Raw genomic sequence first — 19,843 nt, 5'->3', positions numbered from 1 at the left:
GCCGGGCACCCGTCCCGTCGGCGTCACGTGCCGAGGAAGCGCAGGATCGCCAGCACGCGGCGGCTGTAGCCGGTGGCCTCGGTCAGCTCCAACTTGTCGAAGATGGCGTTCACATACTTCTCGACAGCGCTCTGCGAGACGTGCAGCTGGTCCGCGATGGCCGCGTTCGTATGCCCCTGCGCCATCTTGGCGATGACCTCCCGCTCCCGGTCGGTCAGCCGCTGCAACGGGTCCACCTGGCGGCTGAACGTCAGCAACTGGCGCACGACCTCCGGGTCGAAGGCCGTCCGGCCCGCACCCACGCGATCGAGCGCGTCCAGGAACTCGTCGACCTGCACGACCCGGTCCTTGAGCAGATATCCGACCCCCTCCGTGGCCGTGGTCAACAGGTCCGTGGCGTAACGCCGTTCGACGTACTGCGACAGCACCAGGACACCCGTGTCCGGCCAGTTCTTGCGGATCTCCAGCGCGGCCCGCAACCCTTCGTCGGTGTGCGTCGGCGGCATCCGCACATCCACCACGGCGGCGTCCGGCGGATCGGCGGCGATCGCTTCGAGCAGAGCTTCCGCGTCCCCCACGGACGCCGTCACCTCATGCCCCTCCTCGACGAGCAGCCGCGTCAGCCCCTCACGCAGCAGCGTCGAGTCGTCGGCGAGTATTACGCGCATGGCAGCTCCGCTGTGATGACGGTGGGACCTCCGGCCGGGCTGGCCACGGACAACGTACCGTCGAGCGCCGCGATCCTCCGGCTCAGGCCAAGCAGCCCACTGCCGGACGCGTCGGCCCCGCCCCGGCCGTCGTCCTCGACCCGCAGTCGCAGCAGCTCACCCGCCCGGTCGGCCCGCACGGTGACCTGCCCGGCACCGGAGTGCTTGACGGCGTTCGTCACGGCTTCGGCGGCGACGAAGTAGGCGACCGCCTGCGCTGTCGGCGGCGGGGTGTCCCGCAGCTCGCAGGAGAGCCGGACGGGTATCGCGGCACGCTCGGCGACCGTTTCCAGTGCGGCGGCAAGACCGCCTTCGTCGAGCGCCGCCGGATACACGCGCCACGCCACGTCCCTGAGCTCCACCAGCGCCTGCTGCGACTCCTCGTGGGCCTGCCGGAGCAGCTCCGACGACTTCTCGGGGTCCGGGGTGCGGCGGGCCCGGCCGAGCAGCATGCCGAGCGCGACCAGGCGCTGCTGGACGCCGTCGTGCAGATCACGCTCGATGCGCCGTCGCTCGTCGTGGACGGCCTCCACGACGCCGGCCCGGCTCTTGGCCAGCTCGCCGATGCGGCGCTCCAGGGTCTGCCGGTCGCTGGGGCCGAGGAAGTGGCGTATGAGCTGCTCGTCCATCAGCGCCACCGCGTGCACGCCCTGTATGCACAGGAAGAGCAGGAAGAGACCGCCGAACGCGGCGGGCGCGACGGTCAGCGACCACCGGTCGAGGTCGAAGTCGATCAGGAACCAGCCCCACACCAGCAGTGAGGCGTAGCCGGCGCCGACCGCGGCGGCCAGCAGCACCACGCCGCCCAGCAGTCCCACCGTCCAGCGGGTGGCCACATAGGACAGGGCGGGCATGCCGGTCAGCGGCGCGGCCAGGTCCGCGGTGCCGGTGTCGTACCAGCGGGCCATCCGACGGCGCTGCACCTCTGCCCACCAGCGGGCGACCGTGAGTATCCGCGTCTCGCCGCGGCGGTCGTCGGCGGACCGCCCGAGCGTGACGAGCAGCCACAGCCCGGACGCGAGCGTCATGGCCAACTCGGCGACGGCGCTGAGAGATCCGAGCAGGACCCCGGCGGCGACGCGTAGTCGGCGGGCGAGAAAGTTTCGCATGATCAATGACGCTAGCCGAGCGGTGCGCGGAGCGGACTGCGGAAAACCGCAAAGCTGGCTGCGGCGGTCCGCAGCGAGGGTCTGCGGCGGTCCGCAGCGCAACTGTGCGGCGGCCCCCATACCGGCGTGGCCTGCGAGTTCGTACCGTCGAAGGCATGATCCTCACCGCTTCGCACACACTCAGCGCCGCGTATGAATCCGCGGCGGCAGCGGCCTCAGCCACGGCCTCATCCGTGACCGTGACCGCGTCCTCGGCCGGGTCCGAGCCCGCTCGGTCCGCCCGCTCCGTCATATACGCGGCCGCGTCCGCCGATGCCCCCGCGGGCGGTATTGCGGGCTGGGCCGCCGATCTCATGGACTCCCTGGGCGCGATCGGCGCCGGAGTGGCGATCGCGCTGGAGAATCTGTTCCCGCCGCTGCCCAGCGAGGTGATCCTGCCACTCGCCGGATTCGCTGCGAGCCAGGGAAAGTTCAGCCTGCTCGCGGCGCTGCTGTGGACCACGGTCGGCTCCGTCGTCGGGGCGCTCGCGCTGTACTGGGTGGGCGCGCTGCTCGGCCGCGACCGCACGGTCGCCATCGCCGCGCGCCTTCCGCTGGTGAAGACGGCGGACATAGAGAAGACGGAGGCGTGGTTCGAACGGCATGGGACCAAGGCCGTGTTCTTCGGCCGCATGATCCCGATCTTCCGCAGCATGATCTCGATACCGGCAGGCATAGAACGGATGCCGCTGCCCCTGTTCCTGGGCCTGACGACCGTCGGCAGCCTGCTGTGGAACAGCGTGTTCGTCCTGCTGGGCTACGGACTCGGCTCCCGCTGGCACGAGGTCACGGATGCCGTCGGCCTGTACTCGAAGGGGGTCCTCGGCGCAGTCGCCCTGGCCGTGATCGCGTTCGTGGTGGTCCGCATACGCAAGGCGGGCCGCGGCGCGCACCGGGCGAGGAGCTAGCCCCACCGGATGCGCGAGCCGCGGCCCGCCCGGGAATGCCTCAGAGAAGGGGAATGCCTCAGAGAATGGAGCCCGGCGTGTAAGCCGCCGCCTCGGGGTGCTCCTTGATGACCGCCTCGATCTGGGCGATGACCGCGGCGACCTGGTCGCTGGCGGCGCCCGTGAAGGAGAGCTTGTCGGCCATCAGCTCGTCCAACTGCGCGCGGTCCAGCGGGATGCGGGAGTCCGCGGCGAGCTTGTCCAGGAGTTCGTTGCGCTCGACGCCCTGCTCACGCATGGCGAGCGCGGAGGCGACGGCGTTCTCCTTGATGGCCTCGTGGGCCTCCTCGCGGCCGACACCGGCCCGCACCGACGCCATGAGCACCTTGGTCGTGGCGAGGAACGGCAGGTAGCGGTCCAGCTCCCGGGCGACGACGGCGGGGAACGCGCCGAACTCGTCGAGGACCGTCAGGAAGGTCTCCAGAAGGCCGTCCAGCGCGAAGAACGCGTCGGGCAGGGCCACGCGGCGTACGACGGAGCAGGAGACGTCGCCCTCGTTCCACTGGTCGCCGGCCAGCTCGGCGGTCATGGAGGCGTAGCCGCGCAGGATGACGGTGAGGCCGTTGACGCGCTCGCAGGAGCGGGTGTTCATCTTGTGCGGCATCGCGGAGGAGCCGACCTGGCCGGGCTTGAAGCCTTCGGTGACCAGTTCGTGTCCGGCCATCAGGCGGATGGTCTTGGCCAGCGAGGACGGCGCGGCGGCGAGCTGTACGAGCGCCGTCACCACCTCGTAGTCGAGGGAGCGGGGGTAGACCTGGCCGACGGAGGTGAAGGCGCGGTCGAAGCCGAGGTGGGCGGCGATGCGGTCTTCCAGCTCGGTGAGCTTCCCGGCGTCGCCGCCGAGCAGGTCGAGCATGTCCTGGGCGGTGCCGACGGGGCCCTTGATGCCGCGCAGCGGGTAGCGGCCGAGGAGGTCCTCCAGGCGGCGGTAGGCGACGAGCAGCTCGTCGGCGGCGGTGGCGAAGCGCTTGCCGAGGGTGGTGGCCTGGGCGGCGACGTTGTGGGAGCGGCCGGCCATGACCAGCTCGGCGTACTCACCGGAGAGGCGGCCGAGGCGGGCGAGGACGGCGACCGTGCGGGAGCGGACCAGTTCGAGGGAGAGCCGGATCTGGAGCTGCTCCACGTTCTCGGTGAGGTCGCGCGAGGTCATGCCCTTGTGGACGTGCTCGTGACCGGCGAGGGCGTTGAACTCCTCGATGCGGGCCTTCACATCGTGGCGCGTGACCTTCTCGCGCTCGGCGATGGAGGCCAGGTCAACCTGGTCGAGCACGCGCTCGTAGTCCCCGATCGCCGCGTCCGGCACATCGATGCCGAGGTCCTTCTGGGCACGCAGGACGGCGAGCCAGAGGCGGCGCTCCAGCTTCACCTTCTGCTCGGGCGACCAGAGCAGGGCGAGCTCGGTGGAGGCGTAACGCCCGGCGAGGACGTTCGGGATACGGGGCTTTGCAGGCGCGGCAGTCACAGTCGGCCATTCTAGCTGGCGGTTTCTGCAGGCCAGCGCCATGGCTGTCGTCGTCGGAAGCTACAAGGGGAAGGGGAGGGAGAGGGCGGGAGGGGGGTGTGGGCCTGGGGTCGTGGTCGATGGAGGGTTGACGAGGAGGAGGTGTGAGTGGTCTATTACTCACATGGGTACGACGAAGGCGCGGCAGCTTTCCACGGCGGAGGCGCGCAGGGGTGAGGTGCTGGCGACCGCGGCGAAGGTGTTCGCGGGGCGCGGGTACTACGGGACGTCCACGACGGAGGTCGCCAAGGGTGCCGGGATCTCGCAGTCGTATCTGTACCGGCTGTTCCCGGACAAACAGGCGCTGTTCGTGGCCGTGGTCGAGGATGTCTCGCGGTTGATCCGTGAGCGGCTCGGCGAGTCGGTGGCGAAGGTGGGGAGCGCGGATCCGGCGGAGGTGCTGTATGCGATGGGGGATGAGTACGCCCGCCTGATCGCGGACCGCGAGGACCTGCTGAAAGTGCTGATGCACGCCAACTGTGCGGTCAGTGAGCCGGAGATCAGGGAGGCGGTGCAGGGGATGTACGCACGCCTTGTGGAGTATGTGCGGTCCGCGTCCGGTGCGCGGGACGACGAGGTGCAGGAGTTCTTCGCCAGGGGATTCCTGTGCAATGTGGCGGTCTCGATCGGGGCGCTCGAAGTCGATGCGCCGTGGACGAGGACGCTTCTGGCGGGCATCAGGCATTACTGAGCCGCGGTAGCTTCTCCGCGCCGCCGCCGGGGGCGGTGGGGCAGGGGGCATCGCAGCATGAAGGCCACGCACGCGCGTGGTCCCTCTTTCAGGCTGGAGTGTGAGTGATTGACCACTCTTTCTTCGGTGTGAGGTCAGGGGCCAGGGACCAGGGACTTGGGGGGTGTGATCGTGAGGGGACAGAGGCGGACAGGAGGGGTGGGGCGGGTGCTCCGGCCGACCCGGGCGTCGGGGGTGGAGCAGGGGCCCGCTCTGGTGGCGCTCGCGACGGCGCAGTTCGTCGTGGTGCTCAGCACGTCCGTGGTGAATGTGGCGCTGCCCGCCGTATCCGGTGGGCTCGGGTTGTCGTCCGGGGCGCTGTCGTGGGTGGTCAACGCCTATGTGCTCGCGTTCGGGGCGCTGTTGCTGCCCGGTGGCCGGTGCGCGGATCTCTTCGGGCGGCGGCGGATGTTCGCGGCGGGGACGACGGTGTTCGCGCTCGCCTCGCTCGCCGCCGGGCTCGCGCCGAACGCCGCCGCGCTGATCGCCGCCCGCGCCGCCCAGGGGGTCGGCGCCGCGCTCCTCGCGCCCGCCGCGCTCGCGCTGGTCCTGCTGATCTTCCCGCCGGGCCCGGGGCCCCAGGCAGGCGCGGGCCTGACGCGCGGAGCGGCACTGGGCGTGTGGGGTGCGGTGTCCGGGGCGGGCGGCGCGGCCGGGGTGATCCTCGGCGGCGTACTCACCGAGTGGTACGGCTGGCGAGCGGTGTTCCTCGTCGTCGTACCGATCGCCGTCGCCTCGCTCGGAGCGACCCTGCTGCTGGTCCCCGCCGACCGGCCGACCGGCGGCCGCCTCGACGTCGTCGGCGCGATCACCTCGACCGCGGGCCTGACGGCGCTCGTCTACGCGCTCACCGCCAAGCAGCCCCTCGCCGCCGCGGCGGGCCTCACGCTCCTGGTCCTGTTCGCCGACCGCCAGCGCCGGACCGGAATCCCGCTCGTACCGCCACGCCTGCTCCGCACAGGCCGAGTGGCGGCGGCCAACCTCGCCATGACGCTGCTCGGCGCGGTGTGGGTCGGACTCTTCTACTTCCTGCCGCTGTACCAGCAGCAAGTGCTCGGATACAGCGCGTTGGCGGCGGGCCTCACGCAGCTCCCGCTGGCGCTCACCGTCGTCGCCGCGTCCACCCTCGCGCCCCGCCTGCCCGGCCGCGCGACCCTCGGCGCCGCCCTCACCGCCCTCACGCTCGGCCTCGGCTGGCTCGCCCTTGCCCGCACCGACGGCACCTTCGCCGTCGATCTGCTCGGCCCCTCGGTCCTGGTCGGCGCGGGGCTCGGCGTCGCGTTCGTCCGGCTCACCACGCTGGCCACCGACGGAGTGCCTGCCGCCGACTCCGGGCTCGCGGGCGGCCTCGTCAACACCACCCGGCAGATCGGCGGCGCCCTCGGCCTCGCCCTGCTGACCGCCCTCGCCCCCACGCCGGGGGACTACCGCACCGCGTTCGCCACCACGGCCGTCATCGCCGTACTCACCACGGCCGCGGCACTCACCACGCTCACCGGCCCCACCCACCACACCAGGAGGAACCCGTGATGACCAAGAAGCCCTACCTCACCGGCCACTACACGCCCGTCACCGACGAGACCACCGCCCGCGGCCTGACCGTGCACGGCACCCTCCCGCCCGAGCTGAACGGCCGCTACTTCCGCAACGGCCACAACCCCAAGCCCGGCATCACCCCCACCCACTGGTTCAAGGGCAGCGGAATGATCCACGGGGTCCGGCTGCGCGACGGCCGCGCCGAGTGGTACCGCAACCGCTGGGTGCACACCCCGGCCCTCGACGGCGTGCCCTACCTGGGCGCCGACGGCACCCCGAACCTCCGCGCCAGCGACGCCGCCACCCACGTCATCGAGCACGCGGGCCGCATCCTCGCCCTCCAGGAGGCCAACCTCCCCTACGAGCTGACGCCCGAGCTCGACACCATCGGCGCCCACGACTTCGGCGGCCGCCTGAAGACGGCGATGACCGCGCACCCGAAGACCGACCCCGCGAGCGGCGAGCTGCACTTCTTCGGGTACGGGCCGTTCCCGCCGCACCTGACGTACTACGTCGCCGACGCCAAGGGCGACATCGTGCGCAGCGAGGTCGTCGAGGGCGCCGGACCGTCCCTGATGCACGACTTCGGGATCACCGAGCGGTACGTGGTGTGGCTGGACCTGCCCGTCGTCTTCAACGCCGAGGAGCACTCCGGCATCCCGTACCGCTGGAGCGACACGTACACGCCGCGGATCGGCGTGATGCCGCGCACCGGGCCCGCGACGGTGCGCTGGTTCGAGGTGGAGCCCGGCGCGCTCCTGCACGTCGCCAACGCGTACGAGGACGAGTACGGCCGTGTCGTGCTGACCGGGCCGCGCTACGACCGCGGTGCGTGGGAGCAGACCTGGAAGTTCTGGATCGGGGCGCCCGGCCACGCGCCGCAGCCCATGGTCGGCGCGACCGGCCACCGCTGGATACTCGACCCGGCCACGGGCGCCGCCGTCGAGGAGATCGTGGACGACCTCATCACCGAATTCCCCACCGTCAACGAGGACGTGACGGGCCGCTTCCACCGTTACAGCTACGCCGTGGCCTTCCCTGGGCCGGACCTCGACGAGTACGCGATCGTCAAACACGACCACACCGCGGGCAGCCGCGAGCTGGTCCCCATGGGGCAGGGCCGGATGCCCGGCGAGGCCGTCTTCGTACCGGCCGAAGGCGCCACCGGGGAGGACGAGGGCTATCTGCTCACCGTGGTCAGCGACCTCGTCAAGGACGCCTCGCAGCTGCTTGTCATCGACGCCTCCGCCCCCGGCACCGGCCCGCTCGCCGTCGTCGAGCTGCCGCGCCGGGTGCCGAGCGGGATCCACGGCTCCTGGATCGCGGACGCGGACGCGGACACAGACGCAGGCATGGACGCGAACGTGGACGCCGACGTCCTGCCCGTCGCGGGCGGTGCGGCATGATCAGCACCCGCCACGAGATCACCGTCGCCGCGCCCGTCGAGACCGTCTGGCGGCTGCACACCGACATCGCCGCCTGGCCCCTGTGGCACAGCGCCATCGAACGGGCAGAGACCTCGGGCGAGTTGGAGGTCGGCATGTCCTTCAGGTGGCTCACGCACGGCCTGGACATCACGTCCACGGTCGCGGCCGTCGAGGAGTACCGCTCCCTCACCTGGGGCGGGCCCACCTCCGGCATCGACGGCATGCACCGCTGGACCTTCGCGCCGACGGCCGAGGGCGGCACGTCGGTGGTCACCGAGGAGTACTGGACCGGCGCCCCGGTCGACGCCGACCCCGAGGGCATGCGGGCGCTGCTGGCTCAGTCCTTGATCGACTGGCTGGAGGAGCTGAAGGAGGCCGCGGAGAAGGCGGCGGCGCGGGGGAAGGGGTGAGCGGGACGCGGGGGAGGCGGATGCAAGGGGCGGCGGACCCTCGGGCGCTGCCGCCCTCGACGGGACCGCGTCCGCCTCCGCGTCCGGGACGGGGCCACGTCCGGCTCTGCGTGGCGCCCTCGACGGGACCGCGTCCGTCTCTGCGTGCCGCCCGGGACCGGACCGCGTCCGGCTCCGCGTGGCGCTCGGCGGTCAGGCCGTGTCCGGCTCCACGCGTCGCCACGCCTGTACGGGTCCCGGTGCCGCCGAGTCGTCGGGTGTCACCCAGAACGCGCGTCCCGTCGCCGGGTCCACCTGGGCGCCCGAGCGGCCGTCGCCGGACGAGCGGCCGGTGAGGCGGCGGCCGATCCACGGGCCGAGGTACTGCCGGGCGAAGCGGGCGTCGCCGACGCGGCGGGCCATCCAGGGCGCGGCGACGGGCGGCGGCAGCGGGCTGTCCCAGTCGTCCTCCGGCTCGTGGCCGAGCGTCTGCCACACCGCCTCGGCGACCCGGCGGTGCCCTTCGGCCGTCAGGTGCAGCCGGTCCACGTCCCACAGCCGCTGGTCGGCGAGCGTCCGGGACCCGTACAGGTCGACCACGACGGCCCCGTGCCGCGCCGCGAGGTCGTCGACGTGGGCGAACAGCTCCTCCATGCGTGGGCGGAACCGTTCAAGGACCGCGCCCTGGCGGCCGGGGCTGCGCATCAGGACCAGCTGCTTGCAGGCCGGGGCGAGGGTCTCCACGGCCTGCTCCAGGAGGCCGCGTACCCGCCCCATGTCGCACTTGGGCCGCAGTGTGTCGTTGAGGCCGCCGACCAGGGTGATCACGTCGGCGCCGAGCGTGGCCGCCATGGGCGCCTGGTCCGTGGCGATCTGCCCGATGAGCTTGCCGCGCACGGCGAGGTTGGCGTACCGGAAGCCCGGGGTGCGGGCCGCGAGCCGCTCGGCCAGCACATCGGCCCAGCCGCGGTAGCTGCCGTCGGGCAGCAGGTCGGACATGCCCTCGGTGAAGGAGTCGCCGACGGCGACGAGGCTCGTGTAGCGCGGATTGATCTGCATGGCGATGTGATGGTATCCCGGGGCCCGCACGCCCGCGCGGGCCCCATCCGAGCCCCTCCGGTCAGTGGGCCTGCCCCGCCACCGTGAAGCGTCCCGCCTGCTCACCCCGCAGCCGCCCCGCGGGCACCCGCCGCCCGAACGCCACCAGCAGCAGGTCCTGCGCGTCACCGGAAAGGCGCGACCCCGCACCGAAGGACCAGTCGACGTCGTCGGCCCGCAGCTCCAGGCCGGTGAGGTCGGCGCCGAAGAACTTCGCCGACTTCGGTGTGACGTGGTCGAGGAGGATGCGGAGGCGGTCATCCGGCACCCGCCGGGTGAGGCCGAGCGGCACGGAGATGTCGAGGCCGTGGACGACGTCGTGGCCGAGGGCGCTCGCGAAGCCGCCGACCGGAGGGGTCCACGGGTGGTCCGCGTGGTCCCGCAGGAACCCGGCGAGATCGCGCGCGGAGAACGCCGCCGCGTCCGCGCGGGCCCGGCGGTCCGTCATGCGGTGCAGGCTTCCGCCCGCCCTGAGCAGTTCCAGGAGGACGCGGGGGAGGGGGTAGCGGAAGCCGAGCGACATATGGGCGGCGACCTCGCGCACCCGCCAGCCCGCGCACAGTGACGGCGCGTCCCACTGCGCGGGTGCCAGGCCGTCGAGCAGGTCGGCGAGGTCCCGGCGTTCGGCGGCGATGGCGGTGCGGATGCGGTGGGTCGAGGTGTCCGGTGCGGTCGGTGAGTTCCCCTGTGAGTTCCCCATGGAGCCAAGATCGGCCCGTCGCCGCCATAAGTCCAAGAGTCAGTACGTCTCGTGGCTAGCATCCTGAGTTATGGAACTTCGCCAGCTCCGGTACTTCCTCACGGTCGTGGAGGAGGCCAACTTCACGCGTGCGGCCGCCGCGCTGCATGTCGCGCAGCCCGGGGTGAGCGCCCAGATCCGGCAACTGGAACGGGAGTTGGGGCAGCGGCTCCTCGACCGCTCGGGCCGGTCGGTGACCGTGACGGAGGCGGGCGCGGCCGTCCTGCCGTACGCGCGGGCGGCGTTGGCCGCGGTCGACGGGATGCGGCAGACCGCCGACGAGTTCACCGGGCTGCTGCGGGGGCGTGTCACTCTCGGCCTCGTGTCGGGCGCGGCCACGCACGAGTACGACGTCGCGTCGGTCCTCGCCGACTTCCACGACGCGCATCCGCACGTCGAGATGGCCCTCACCGAGGACACCTCGGACCGGATGCTGGCGGCCGTGCGCGAGGGGCGGCTCGACATCGCCCTGGCCGGTCTCGCCGACGACACCCCGCCGCAGGGCGTCAGTTGGCAGGTCGTGATCGACGAACCCCTGGCGGCGCTGGTGGCGCCGGACGACCCGCTCGTGGCGCGGGCAGGGCCACCGCCGGACGGTGGGGGCGGCGGTGAGGGCGAAGGTGAGGGCGAGGGCGAGGGCGACGGTGAGGGCGAAGGCGAGAGCAACGGTGAGGGCAGCGGCAGCGCAGAGGCGGGCGCGCTCGACGGGGTCGTCCCACTGACGGCCCTCGCCGACCGCCCCCTGATCAGCCTCCCGCGCGGCACAGGGCTGCGAGCCGTGCTCGAACGTGCCTGTGCGCGGGCGGGTTTCGCGCCGCAGGTCGCCTTCGAGGCGGCCTCGCCGCAACTGCTGGTCCAGCTCGCGGCACGTGGCCTCGGCGTGGCCGTCTTCCCGGCGCCGGGCGCGCGGATCGCCGCGGCGCGGGGCCTGCGGGCGATCGGGTTCGAGGAGCCCTGCCCGCGCGGGCGGATCGGCCTCGCCTGGCGCACGGACGGCCCTGCGGGGCCCGCGGCCCGCGCGTTCCTGACGCGTCTGCGCGCCGCACTGCCCGTACTCACGGAAAGACCCCTGGACCCGCCCTGACCGCAGCCCGGCCCCGGGCCATCCCCCGCGCCACCCCCCGGGGTCCCAAGCCGCTCCCCCTCGCAACCCCGAAGACCCCCCGCCCCGACTCTCGACGCAGCTCCCCAACCACCGCGAACATAGGGCTGGTTGAGGACTCACGGAACGGCTCCTCACTACCGGAGAGGGGTCCGTCATGTGGACCGCTGCCTTCTGGAAAGCCACCGCCGAGCGCGCGGTCCGCACCTTCGCGCAGGCCCTCGCCGCCGTCCTCGTCGCGGGGGCGACGAACCTCCTCGACGTGGCGTGGGGCGCCGCCCTCGGCACGGCCGGGATGGCCGCGCTGCTCGCCGTCCTGACCGCGCTCGGCTCCGCGAAGCTCGGCCCGCCCGGCCCCGGCCTCACCGAGGTCCCCGACGGCAGCGGACACCAACCCGTCCTCTGAAGGACACCGCCCCGAAGCTCCACGACCTGCCCGACAGAGGTCAGACGGGCTGGCCGAACAGCTCCCGCAGGACGTCCTCCATCGTGACCATCCCGGCCAGCCTGCCGTCCTCGCCGAGCACTGCCGCCACATGGGTGCGGCTGTCCCGCATGGCCGTGAGGACGTCGTTGAGCGACGTGGACTCCCGCACCCGGGCGATGGACCGCATGTCCGGCACCCGGAACGGCAGATCGCGCGGGGACAGGTCGAGCGCGTCCTTCACATGGAGGTAGCCGACGATGCGCCGCCCCTCGTCGACGACGGGGAAACGCGAGAAGCCAGTCTGCGAGGACAGCTGCTCCAACTGCTCGGGCGTGACGCCCACGCGTGCGTAGACCACGCGCTCCAGCGGAAGGACCACGTCCCGCACCGGACGGCGGCCCAGCTCAAGGGCGTCGTGCAGACGCTCCTGCGCGCGGTCGTCGATCAGGCCGGCGTCGCTGGAGTCCTGCACGAGGCGGGCCAGTTCGGCGTCCGAGAACGTGGCCGAGACCTCGTCCTTCGTCTCGACCCGCAGCAGCTTCAGGATCGCGTTGGCGAACGCGTTGATCGTGAACACCACAGGACGCACGGCCCGGGCGCACGCCACCAGCGGCGGCCCGAGCAGCAGGGCGCTGCGCACCGGCTCGGCGAGCGCGATGTTCTTGGGGATCATCTCGCCGAGCAGCATGTGCAGATACGTCGCCACGGCCAGGGCGATGACGAACGAGATCGGGTGGACCAGGCCGTGCGGCACGCCCACCGCGTCGAACAGCGGCTCGAGAAGATGCGCGATCGCGGGCTCGGCGACGACACCGAGCACCAGGGTGCACAGCGTGATGCCGAGCTGCGCGGCCGCCATCAGCGCGGACACGTGCTTGAGGCCCCACATCACGCTCTTGGCGCGTCGGTCGCCCTCCTCGGCGTACGGCTCGATCTGGCTGCGGCGCACGGAGATCAGGGCGAACTCGGCGCCCACGAAGAAGGCGTTGACGACGAGCGTCGCAAGGCCGATCAGCAACTGGATGACAGTCATCGGTCGTCCTCCTCCGGTTCGTCATCGACAGGTTCGGCGGGCGCGTGCAGCAGCACACGGGCGGCTCGGCGGCCCGTCGCGTCCACGACGTCCAGGTGCCACCCGGCGACCTCGACGCCGTCGCCCACGGCGGGAATGCGGCCGAGCTCGGTGGCGATGAGACCGGCCAGCGTCTCGTAGGGGCCTTCCGGTACCCGCAGGCCCACGCGGGCGAGCTGGTCGGTGCGGGCCGCGCCGTCGGCCGAGTACAGCGTCCGGCCTTCGTCGTCGGTCCCGGCCGGGGCCAGGTCGGGCGTCTCGTGCGGGTCGTGCTCGTCGTGCACCTCGCCGACGACTTCCTCGACGATGTCCTCCAGGGTCGCGACACCGGCCGTGCCGCCGTACTCGTCGATGACGACGGCCATGGTGCGCCGGCCCGAGAGCCGGTCCAGGAGCCGGTCCACGGTCAGCGACTCCGGTACGAGCAGCGGCTCGCGCATCAGCTCGCTCACGGGGCGGCGCGCCCTCAGCTCGGCGGGCACGGCCAGGACGTTCTTGATGTGCACGACGCCGACGACCGAGTCGAGGTTGCCGCGGTAGACCGGGAACCGGGACAGTCCGGTCGCGCGGGTGGCGTTGGCGACGTCCTCGCAGGTGGCGGCCACGTCCAGGGCGACGACCTGGACGCGCGGCGTCATCACGTTCTCCGCGGTGAGGTCGGCCAGGTTCAGCGTGCGCATGAACCGCTCGGCGGTCTCCGCCTCCAGGGCCCCCTCCTTCGCGGAGTGCCGGGCCAGGGCGAGCAGCTCCTTGGGGCCGCGCGCGGAGGCCAGCTCCTCGGTGGGCTCGAGGCCGAAGCGGCGTACCGCGCGGTTCGCGGTGTTGTTCAGGTGCCGGATGAAGGGGCGGAACGCGGCGCTGAACACGCGCTGGGGCGTCGCCACGCGCTTGGCGATGGGCAGCGGCGAGGAGATCGCCCAGTTCTTCGGCACCAGCTCGCCGACGACCATCAGGAAGACGGTCGACAGGGCGGTGCCGAGGATGAGGGCGACGGTCGAGGACGCCGAGTCGGGGACACCGGCGGCGTTCAGCGGGCCCTCGATGAGGTCGCCGATGGCCGGTTTCGCGAGCATGCCGACGACCAGGCCGGTCACGGTGATGCCGAGCTGCGCGCCCGAGAGCTCGAAGGTGAGGTTCTTGACGGCCTTGAGGGCGCTGGCCGCGCCGCGCTCGCCGCGTTCGACGGCGCGCTCCAGGTCGCTGCGCTCGACGGTCGTGAGCGAGAACTCCGCCGCCACGAAGACTCCGCAGGCGAGCGAGAGCAGCACCGCCACGAGGAGCAGGAGCACTTCAGTCATCGGGTCACCTCCGTCCCATGATCGGCCAGGGGCGTGGTGAATGCGCGATGTGGGGTACTGGGAGGCTCGCCCATGGGCGGACGCTCACACCTTTCCGTCGGGATTCGAGTGGTGGGGCCCATGTTAAAGGATCGGCAAAACTCTGCGCTCCACGTCACTCACTGTGACCGTTTCCGCCGTCGAGATGGCGGCACGGTCACTCGGCGAGCGGCTTGACCCAGCGGCTCCACTGCGGCTGGGGAGCATATCCGGCCGAGTGCCAGGCGTGGTGCGCCGGCTCGTTGCGGTTCAGGACCATGGCGTCGGCCCGCCGCCCGCCGAGCGCGACGAACCGCTCCTCGGCCGCGCGCAGCAGCGCCGAGCCGATCCCCGCCCGCCGGGCGTCGGGGTGCACGGCGAGCCGGTACAGATGCGCCCGCCAGCCGTCGAACCCGGCGATCACCGTGCCCACCAGCTCCCCGTCCCGCTCGGCGAGCAGCAGCGCCCCCGGGTCACGGGCGACCAGGCGCTCCACACCGGAGCGGTCGTCGCTGATGCTGGTGCCCTCCGCGGCCACCTTCCAGAAGGCGAGCACGGCGTCCAGGTCGGCGGGCGCCGCGGCGCGTATCCGTAGATCAGTCATGACGGCATCCCATCACCGGGCCGGGCGGCGGCGCGCGGAAATTCCCAGCATGCGGACAGCGGCGCCACTTGCGCGTACGCCCACGTCACTCGCCCCGCAGCTCCTCGATGACGGCTCCGAACACCTCGTAGTACGGCTCGAGGACCGTGATGTACGAGAAGCCGTACCGCTCCCGCTGGGCGCGCAGCTGGTCGGCGATCTGGCGGACCGTGCCGAAGAGCAGGATGGGCAGGTCGAGGGCGGTGTCGACGGACAGGTGGGGGATGTGGTCGGCGACCTCGCGGCCCTTGGCGCGCCGGTCGTCGGTGATGTCCACCAGCTGGATCAGCAGGTTCAGCTCGGCGGGCGCCGACCGCCCGGCCGCGTGCCGCCGGTAGGAGGCGACTCGCTCGTCCATCTCCTCGGCCGTCAGGTGCAGCAGCTTGCCGCTCGTGTCGCCCGCCACCGGCCGTGCCCCGGTGAACGCGGCGATGTCCGCGTGCTCGGCCGTCAGCTTCAGCATCTTCTCGCCGTTGCCGCCGATCAGGAGCGGCGGGCGGGGCTTCTGGCCCGGCTTGGGTACGAACCCGTCCTCGGCGAAGTGCCGGTCCAGCGTCTCGACGGTGTGCCGCAGCTGTGCCACGCGCTCGCCGGGCGACCCCCACGGCAGTCCGGCCGCGTCGTGCTCGGGCCGCACATAGCCGGTGCCGAGGCCCAGTTCGAGGCGGCCGTCCGTGAGCAGGTCCGTGGTGGCCACCTCGCGGGCGAGCAGGGTCGGGTTCCAGAACCCGGCGTTGAGGACGAAGGTGCCGACCCGGGGCCGCTCGGTGGCCTCCGCGGCGGCGACGACGGCCGGGAACGGCGCGGCCATGCCCAGGTGGTCGGGCACGAGGATCACGTCATAGCCGAGCTGTTCCGCGGTGCGGCACTTGGTCCGCCACTCCTCGCGCGGGCTCGGTTCGACCATGTTGACACCGAAGCGGAAGGGCCGGTGGGGCATGAGCTCTCCTTGGCGGTACGAGGACGAGTGGGGCCCGGCCCCGCGCGGGCGGCTCGGACGGCGGCCGCGCGGAACGGCGGGGGCGCGTCCGATTCCACCACCCGCCCGCGCCCGCGGGCCACCGCATTCCGGCCCGCCTGTTCCCGTGGGCCACCGCGTTCCGGCCCCGCGCGGGGCCGAAGCGCACCCCGGCCCCGCGCGCCCAACGGCCCCTCACTCGTGCGCGATCGCCTCCAGCACGTTCATCCGCGACGCCCGCAGCGCGGGCAGCAGCGCCGCCACGATCCCGACCACCACCGACCCGATCACGACCGCCACCAGCGTCGACCACGGCACCGCGAACGCCTTGAGCCCCTGCAGCTCCAGGACCTGGTGCATCGACACCCCCCACACCAGGCCGAGCGCGAGGCCGAGCACCGCGCCGAACACCGCGATCACCACCGACTCCAGCCGGATCATGCGCCGCAACTGCCGCCGGGCCAGACCGATCGCGCGCAGCAGACCGATCTCACGGGTGCGCTCGACGACCGAAAGGGCAAGGGTGTTGACCACGCCGAGCACGGCGATGACGATCGCGAGGCCGAGGAGCGCGTACACGAGGTAGAGCATCACGGCGATCTGTTCGCGGATCAGCTTCTTGTAGTCCGCCTGGTCGCGCACCTGCACCTGCGGGTACGGGTCGAGCGCGGTGTCGAGCCGGTCGCGCAGCGCCTCCGCGTCCGTGCCGGGCGCGGTGTTGACGTAGACGGCGGAGTCCTGGCCGTCGGGCACGTACTTCTCCAGCGTGCCGAGCCCCATGAAGAGCCCGCCCTGCATCCCGGGACCCTCGGGGCCCTCGTTGTCGGTGAGCGCGGCCACCGTCAGCTTCACCTTGCGCTCGCCGGGGAACTCCACCGGCAGCACCGAACCGACGCGCACGTCATGGTCCTTGGCGTAGCCCCGGTCCATCGCGAGCCGGTCGGGGGCGAGGGCCCGCGCCGAACTCCCCTTTGCGTAGGTGGTCTTCACGACCTCGTCGAATTGCTTGCCGAAGCCCGCGGCCGTCGTCTCCACGGTCTTGCCGTCCGGCATTCGCAGCTTCAGGGGGGTGAAGCGGCTGCGGACGACGAGCCCGGCGCCGTCGGTCGCCTCCACCTTCTTGGTGACCTCCGTCGGGAACGGCAGGAACGCGTTGTTCTGCACGACGAAGTCCGCGCCGAGCGTCTTGTCGATCTGGTCGTCGAACGACTTGGTCATGGAGGCGCTGGCCACGGAGAGGCCGCCGACCAGGGCGAGCCCGACCATGAGCGCGGCCGCGGTGGCGCCGGTGCGGCGCGGGTTGCGCAGGGCGTTGCGCTGGCTCATCCGGCCCACGGAGCCGTAGACGGCGGGGAAGGCGCCGCCGAGCACCCGGATCACCGGCCGCACCAGGAGCGGGCCCGCGACGACGGTGGCGACGAGGCTGAGGACCACGCCGAGCCCGAGCAGCGAGGCCGACGTGGAGGTGTCGGAGGAGGTCGCGCACCCCACGAGCGCCGCCGCGCCGCCCGCCGCCACGACCGAGCCCACGACGGCCCGTACCCGGAGCGGCCGCCCCACGCCCGCGATCTCGGCGTCCGCCAGCGCGGCCATCGGCGAGACCTGTGCGGCCCGGCGTGCCGGGAGATACGCCGCGAGGAAGGTGACGCCCACCCCGACGACGTACGACACGACGGGCGTCGGCCAGGCGATCACCATCTCCGTGGACTTGAGGTTCATGCCGAACAGGCCCATCAGCTCGATGAGTCCGGCAGCGAGCCCGATCCCGGCGGCGAGCCCGAGGGTGGAGCCGACCACGCCGAGGAGCACCGCCTCGATGAGCACGGAGCGGCGCACCTGCCTGCGGTCGGCGCCGAGCGCGCGCAGCAGCCCCAGTTCGCGGGTGCGCTGCGCGATGAGCATGGAGAAGGTGTTGACGATCAGGAAGATGCCGACCAGGACGGCGACCCCGGCGAAGCCGAGCATCACGTACTTGATGACGTCCAGGAAGCCGCCGAGCTCGGAGGCTGCGGACTCGGCCTGCTCGTCGGCGGTCTCCAGGTCGTAGCGGCCGCCGAGTTCGGCGGCCACGCGGCGCTTGAGCTCGGTGTCGCTGACGCCCGCCGCGGCGTCGACGGAGATGCTGGTCGCGCGGTTGTCGGCGCCGAGCAGCTTCGTCTGCGCGGTCGGGGTGTCCAGGAAGACGAGCGCGGCACCGGGGTTGGTGGTCGTGAACGTGACGATGCCGACGACCTTCGTCTCGAACGACCCCGGCGCGGCCAGGATCTTGAGGGTGTCCCCGATCGCCACGTCCTTCTTGTCGGCCGTGTCCGCGTCGATCATGGCTTCCCCGGCGGCGCGCGGCGCCCGGCCCGAGGTGATCTCGACGGGGGAGCGTTCGGTCTCGTACCAGTTCCCCGCGACGGTGGGCGCGCCCGTGGTGGGGCCGACCGGGTCGTTGTCGCGGTCGACGACCGTGATGTTCTCCACGGTCGCGTCGACGTGCGTGGCCGCCACGCCGTCGACCTTCGCGACCCGACCGGCGAGGTCGGCGGGCACGGTCGGGGTCCGTCCGGTCGGCACGCTCTCGTCGAGGTCGTCCTTGGGGCCGACGGAGAGGTCGGCGGACGTGGACGCGAAGAGCCGGTCGAAGGTGCGGGAGACGGTGTCCGAGAAGATCAGGCTGCCCGCGACGAACGCCACGGAGAGGATCACGGCGAGCGCGGACAGGGCGAGCCTGCCCTTGTGCGCGAGGAAGCTGCGGAGGGTGGCCTTCAGCACGGGTGCCGCCTCAGTCCTTCTCAGTCCTTGGAGGACGGGTCGTCGCGGGTGGGTTTCGTCAGGGGGTCGGCCGGGGCCGCGCCGGTGCCGGGTGGTGCGGCGGCGTCCGTCGACTCGTCGGCCGGGTCCGCGGCCGTGCCGTGCAGGACGTCGAACCGTTTCATCCGCTCCAGGACGCCCTCCGCCGTGGGCCGGGCCATCTCGTCCACGATCCGTCCGTCCGCGAGGAAGAGCACCAGGTCGGAGTGGGCGGCGGCGCCCGGGTCGTGCGTCACCATCACCACCGTCTGGCCCAGCGAGTCCACCGCCTCGCGCAGGAACCCGAGCACTTCGAGCCCGGCCCGCGAGTCGAGGTTGCCGGTCGGCTCGTCGGCGAAGATCAGCTCGGGGCGGGAGGCGAGCGCACGCGCGCAGGCCACGCGCTGCTGCTGTCCGCCGGAGAGCTGCGCGGGCCGGTGCCGCAGCCGGTCGCGCAGGCCGAGTGTGTCGATGACGTGTTCCAGCCACTCGGCGTCGGGGCGCTGGCCCGCGATGTCCATGGGCAGGGTGATGTTCTCGCGCGCGTTCAGCGTCGGGATGAGGTTGAACGACTGGAACATGAAGCCGATCCGGTCCCGCCTGAGCCGCGTCAGCTCCCGGTCCTTGAGCCCGGTGATCTCGGTGTCGCCGAGCCACACCTGGCCCGCCGAGACCGAGTCGAGCCCGGCGAGGGTGTGCATCAGCGTGGACTTGCCGGAGCCCGACGGCCCCATCACGGCGGTGAACCGCTGCCGAGCGATGTCCACGTCGACCGCGTCCAGGGCGAGCACGGCTGTCTCACCCGAGCCGTAGGCCTTCGTGAGCGCGCGGGCGCGGGCCGCTACGCCGGAGGGCTCGGCGCGCTCCGTGTGCGGTGTCGAAGCAGGTGTGGACAAGGCCGCCTCCCGGGTCGTGGCCGTCCCAACTCGCGTATGCCAGCAGAGGGTAAGGGGTCGGAGCAGGTGGCTGGTATCCCTCGCAGGTCGATGAGTGAGGAGCGTGTAAGGGGCACCTGACCGGTCGGGCCCGGCGCCTCTTGCCGGTGCTAGCGGATCGGCGCTAGCTTGTGGACATGGCGAAGACTCAGCTGAACGTGCGGGTGGACGAGGACACCGCCCGGGCCGCGCGCGAACGCGCCATGGCCCGTGGCGTGAGCGTGAATCGCTATATCGAAGAGCTGGTCAAACAGGACGCGGGCGAGCTCGGCCACACCTTCGTGGAGGCCGCCGCCGACTTCATGAAGCAGTACGAGACCGTCTTCGCCGAGGAGTTCGGCGCGGAGCGCGAGGGTCGTCGCTGACCCTTGAACCTCAGAATCGACCTCG

Annotated in this window: 19 protein-coding genes; 8 read left to right on the top strand and 11 right to left on the bottom strand. The window is 72.3% G+C overall.

Annotation, left to right across the window (positions count from 1 at the left end; all coding sequences use genetic code 11):
• Positions 1 to 23: 23 nt before the first annotated feature.
• The gene (locus tag ACZ6AA_RS11435; RefSeq protein ID WP_468459511.1) at positions 24 to 668 is read right to left on the bottom strand and encodes a response regulator; all 645 of its coding nucleotides are present in this window, start codon (positions 666 to 668) and stop codon (positions 24 to 26) included.
• Positions 659 to 1,816 (bottom strand): sensor histidine kinase, encoded by a 1,158-nt coding sequence (locus ACZ6AA_RS11430; protein WP_468459510.1) that lies wholly within the window; start codon positions 1,814 to 1,816, stop codon positions 659 to 661. Before ACZ6AA_RS11430 ends, ACZ6AA_RS11435 begins: the two co-directional genes overlap by 10 nt.
• Positions 1,817 to 1,971: 155 nt before the next feature.
• On the opposite strand from ACZ6AA_RS11430, the gene ACZ6AA_RS11425 reads away from it, so the two are divergent.
• Positions 1,972 to 2,763, top strand: coding sequence for a DedA family protein (locus tag ACZ6AA_RS11425; protein WP_468459508.1), 792 nt, complete (start codon positions 1,972 to 1,974; stop codon positions 2,761 to 2,763).
• Positions 2,764 to 2,821: 58 nt separating this feature from the next.
• On the opposite strand, the gene purB is transcribed toward ACZ6AA_RS11425, so the two are convergent.
• Positions 2,822 to 4,264: an adenylosuccinate lyase gene (purB, locus tag ACZ6AA_RS11420; protein WP_468459506.1), complete on the bottom strand. Its 1,443-nt coding sequence runs from the start codon at positions 4,262 to 4,264 to the stop codon at positions 2,822 to 2,824.
• A gap of 40 nt (positions 4,265 to 4,304) precedes the next feature.
• Here purB and ACZ6AA_RS11415 point away from each other — a divergent pair, with 40 nt between their 5' ends.
• The 4 genes from ACZ6AA_RS11415 (at position 4,305) to ACZ6AA_RS11400 (ending at position 8,406) form a co-directional block, all read left to right on the top strand.
• Entirely contained in the window at positions 4,305 to 4,994 is a 690-nt protein-coding gene (locus tag ACZ6AA_RS11415) for a TetR/AcrR family transcriptional regulator (RefSeq protein WP_468459504.1), read from the top strand.
• Positions 4,995 to 5,201: 207 nt separating this feature from the next.
• Positions 5,202 to 6,563: an MFS transporter gene (locus ACZ6AA_RS11410; protein ID WP_471457541.1), complete on the top strand. Its 1,362-nt coding sequence runs from the start codon at positions 5,202 to 5,204 to the stop codon at positions 6,561 to 6,563.
• Positions 6,563 to 7,975 (top strand): carotenoid oxygenase family protein, encoded by a 1,413-nt coding sequence (locus ACZ6AA_RS11405; RefSeq protein ID WP_471457539.1) that lies wholly within the window; start codon positions 6,563 to 6,565, stop codon positions 7,973 to 7,975. The genes ACZ6AA_RS11410 and ACZ6AA_RS11405 overlap by 1 nt, the downstream gene beginning before the upstream one ends.
• Positions 7,972 to 8,406: an SRPBCC family protein gene (locus tag ACZ6AA_RS11400; protein ID WP_468459498.1), complete on the top strand. Its 435-nt coding sequence runs from the start codon at positions 7,972 to 7,974 to the stop codon at positions 8,404 to 8,406. The genes ACZ6AA_RS11405 and ACZ6AA_RS11400 overlap by 4 nt, the downstream gene beginning before the upstream one ends.
• Positions 8,407 to 8,598: 192 nt before the next feature.
• Here ACZ6AA_RS11400 and ACZ6AA_RS11395 read toward each other — a convergent pair whose 3' ends face one another.
• Both ACZ6AA_RS11395 and ACZ6AA_RS11390 read right to left on the bottom strand, forming a co-directional pair.
• Positions 8,599 to 9,444, bottom strand: a complete 846-nt coding sequence (locus tag ACZ6AA_RS11395; protein WP_468459496.1) for an SGNH/GDSL hydrolase family protein — start codon at positions 9,442 to 9,444, stop codon at positions 8,599 to 8,601.
• 61 nt (positions 9,445 to 9,505) lie between these two features.
• On the bottom strand, positions 9,506 to 10,183 hold the full coding sequence (locus ACZ6AA_RS11390; RefSeq protein ID WP_468482235.1) for a maleylpyruvate isomerase family mycothiol-dependent enzyme: 678 nt from the start codon (positions 10,181 to 10,183) through the stop codon (positions 9,506 to 9,508).
• 70 nt (positions 10,184 to 10,253) lie between these two features.
• Here ACZ6AA_RS11390 and ACZ6AA_RS11385 point away from each other — a divergent pair, with 70 nt between their 5' ends.
• Together ACZ6AA_RS11385 and ACZ6AA_RS11380 are read left to right on the top strand one after the other, a co-directional pair.
• On the top strand, positions 10,254 to 11,306 hold the full coding sequence (locus ACZ6AA_RS11385) for a LysR family transcriptional regulator (protein WP_471457530.1): 1,053 nt from the start codon (positions 10,254 to 10,256) through the stop codon (positions 11,304 to 11,306).
• A 175-nt stretch (positions 11,307 to 11,481) separates the two neighbouring features.
• Positions 11,482 to 11,730, top strand: a complete 249-nt coding sequence (locus ACZ6AA_RS11380) for a holin (protein WP_468459490.1) — start codon at positions 11,482 to 11,484, stop codon at positions 11,728 to 11,730.
• A 40-nt stretch (positions 11,731 to 11,770) separates the two neighbouring features.
• Here ACZ6AA_RS11380 and ACZ6AA_RS11375 read toward each other — a convergent pair whose 3' ends face one another.
• The 6 genes from ACZ6AA_RS11375 to ACZ6AA_RS11350 form a co-directional block, all read right to left on the bottom strand.
• Positions 11,771 to 12,784 carry a hemolysin family protein gene (locus ACZ6AA_RS11375; protein ID WP_468459488.1) on the bottom strand — a complete coding sequence of 338 codons (1,014 nt, stop codon included), beginning with the start codon at positions 12,782 to 12,784 and terminating at the stop codon, positions 11,771 to 11,773.
• Positions 12,781 to 14,121, bottom strand: coding sequence for a hemolysin family protein (locus tag ACZ6AA_RS11370; RefSeq protein WP_468459486.1), 1,341 nt, complete (start codon positions 14,119 to 14,121; stop codon positions 12,781 to 12,783). Before ACZ6AA_RS11370 ends, ACZ6AA_RS11375 begins: the two co-directional genes overlap by 4 nt.
• 196 nt (positions 14,122 to 14,317) lie before the next feature.
• A complete protein-coding gene (locus tag ACZ6AA_RS11365; RefSeq protein WP_468459484.1) occupies positions 14,318 to 14,743 on the bottom strand; it encodes a GNAT family N-acetyltransferase in 426 nt (141 codons plus the stop codon).
• A gap of 85 nt (positions 14,744 to 14,828) precedes the next feature.
• A complete protein-coding gene (locus ACZ6AA_RS11360) occupies positions 14,829 to 15,722 on the bottom strand; it encodes an LLM class F420-dependent oxidoreductase (RefSeq protein ID WP_471457527.1) in 894 nt (297 codons plus the stop codon).
• A gap of 213 nt (positions 15,723 to 15,935) precedes the next feature.
• Positions 15,936 to 18,500 carry an ABC transporter permease gene (locus tag ACZ6AA_RS11355; RefSeq protein ID WP_471457525.1) on the bottom strand — a complete coding sequence of 855 codons (2,565 nt, stop codon included), beginning with the start codon at positions 18,498 to 18,500 and terminating at the stop codon, positions 15,936 to 15,938.
• 20 nt (positions 18,501 to 18,520) lie between these two features.
• On the bottom strand, positions 18,521 to 19,414 hold the full coding sequence (locus ACZ6AA_RS11350) for an ABC transporter ATP-binding protein (protein ID WP_468459478.1): 894 nt from the start codon (positions 19,412 to 19,414) through the stop codon (positions 18,521 to 18,523).
• A 176-nt stretch (positions 19,415 to 19,590) separates the two neighbouring features.
• Here ACZ6AA_RS11350 and ACZ6AA_RS11345 point away from each other — a divergent pair, with 176 nt between their 5' ends.
• A complete protein-coding gene (locus tag ACZ6AA_RS11345) occupies positions 19,591 to 19,818 on the top strand; it encodes a toxin-antitoxin system HicB family antitoxin (RefSeq protein WP_030358728.1) in 228 nt (75 codons plus the stop codon).
• The last annotated feature ends 25 nt before the right edge of the window (positions 19,819 to 19,843 follow it).

It is taken from the genome of Streptomyces sp. NPDC040610 (genome assembly GCF_055594065.1).
Note: the sequence above shows the minus strand (reverse complement) of the source record. Positions and strands in the feature narration are given on the sequence as shown.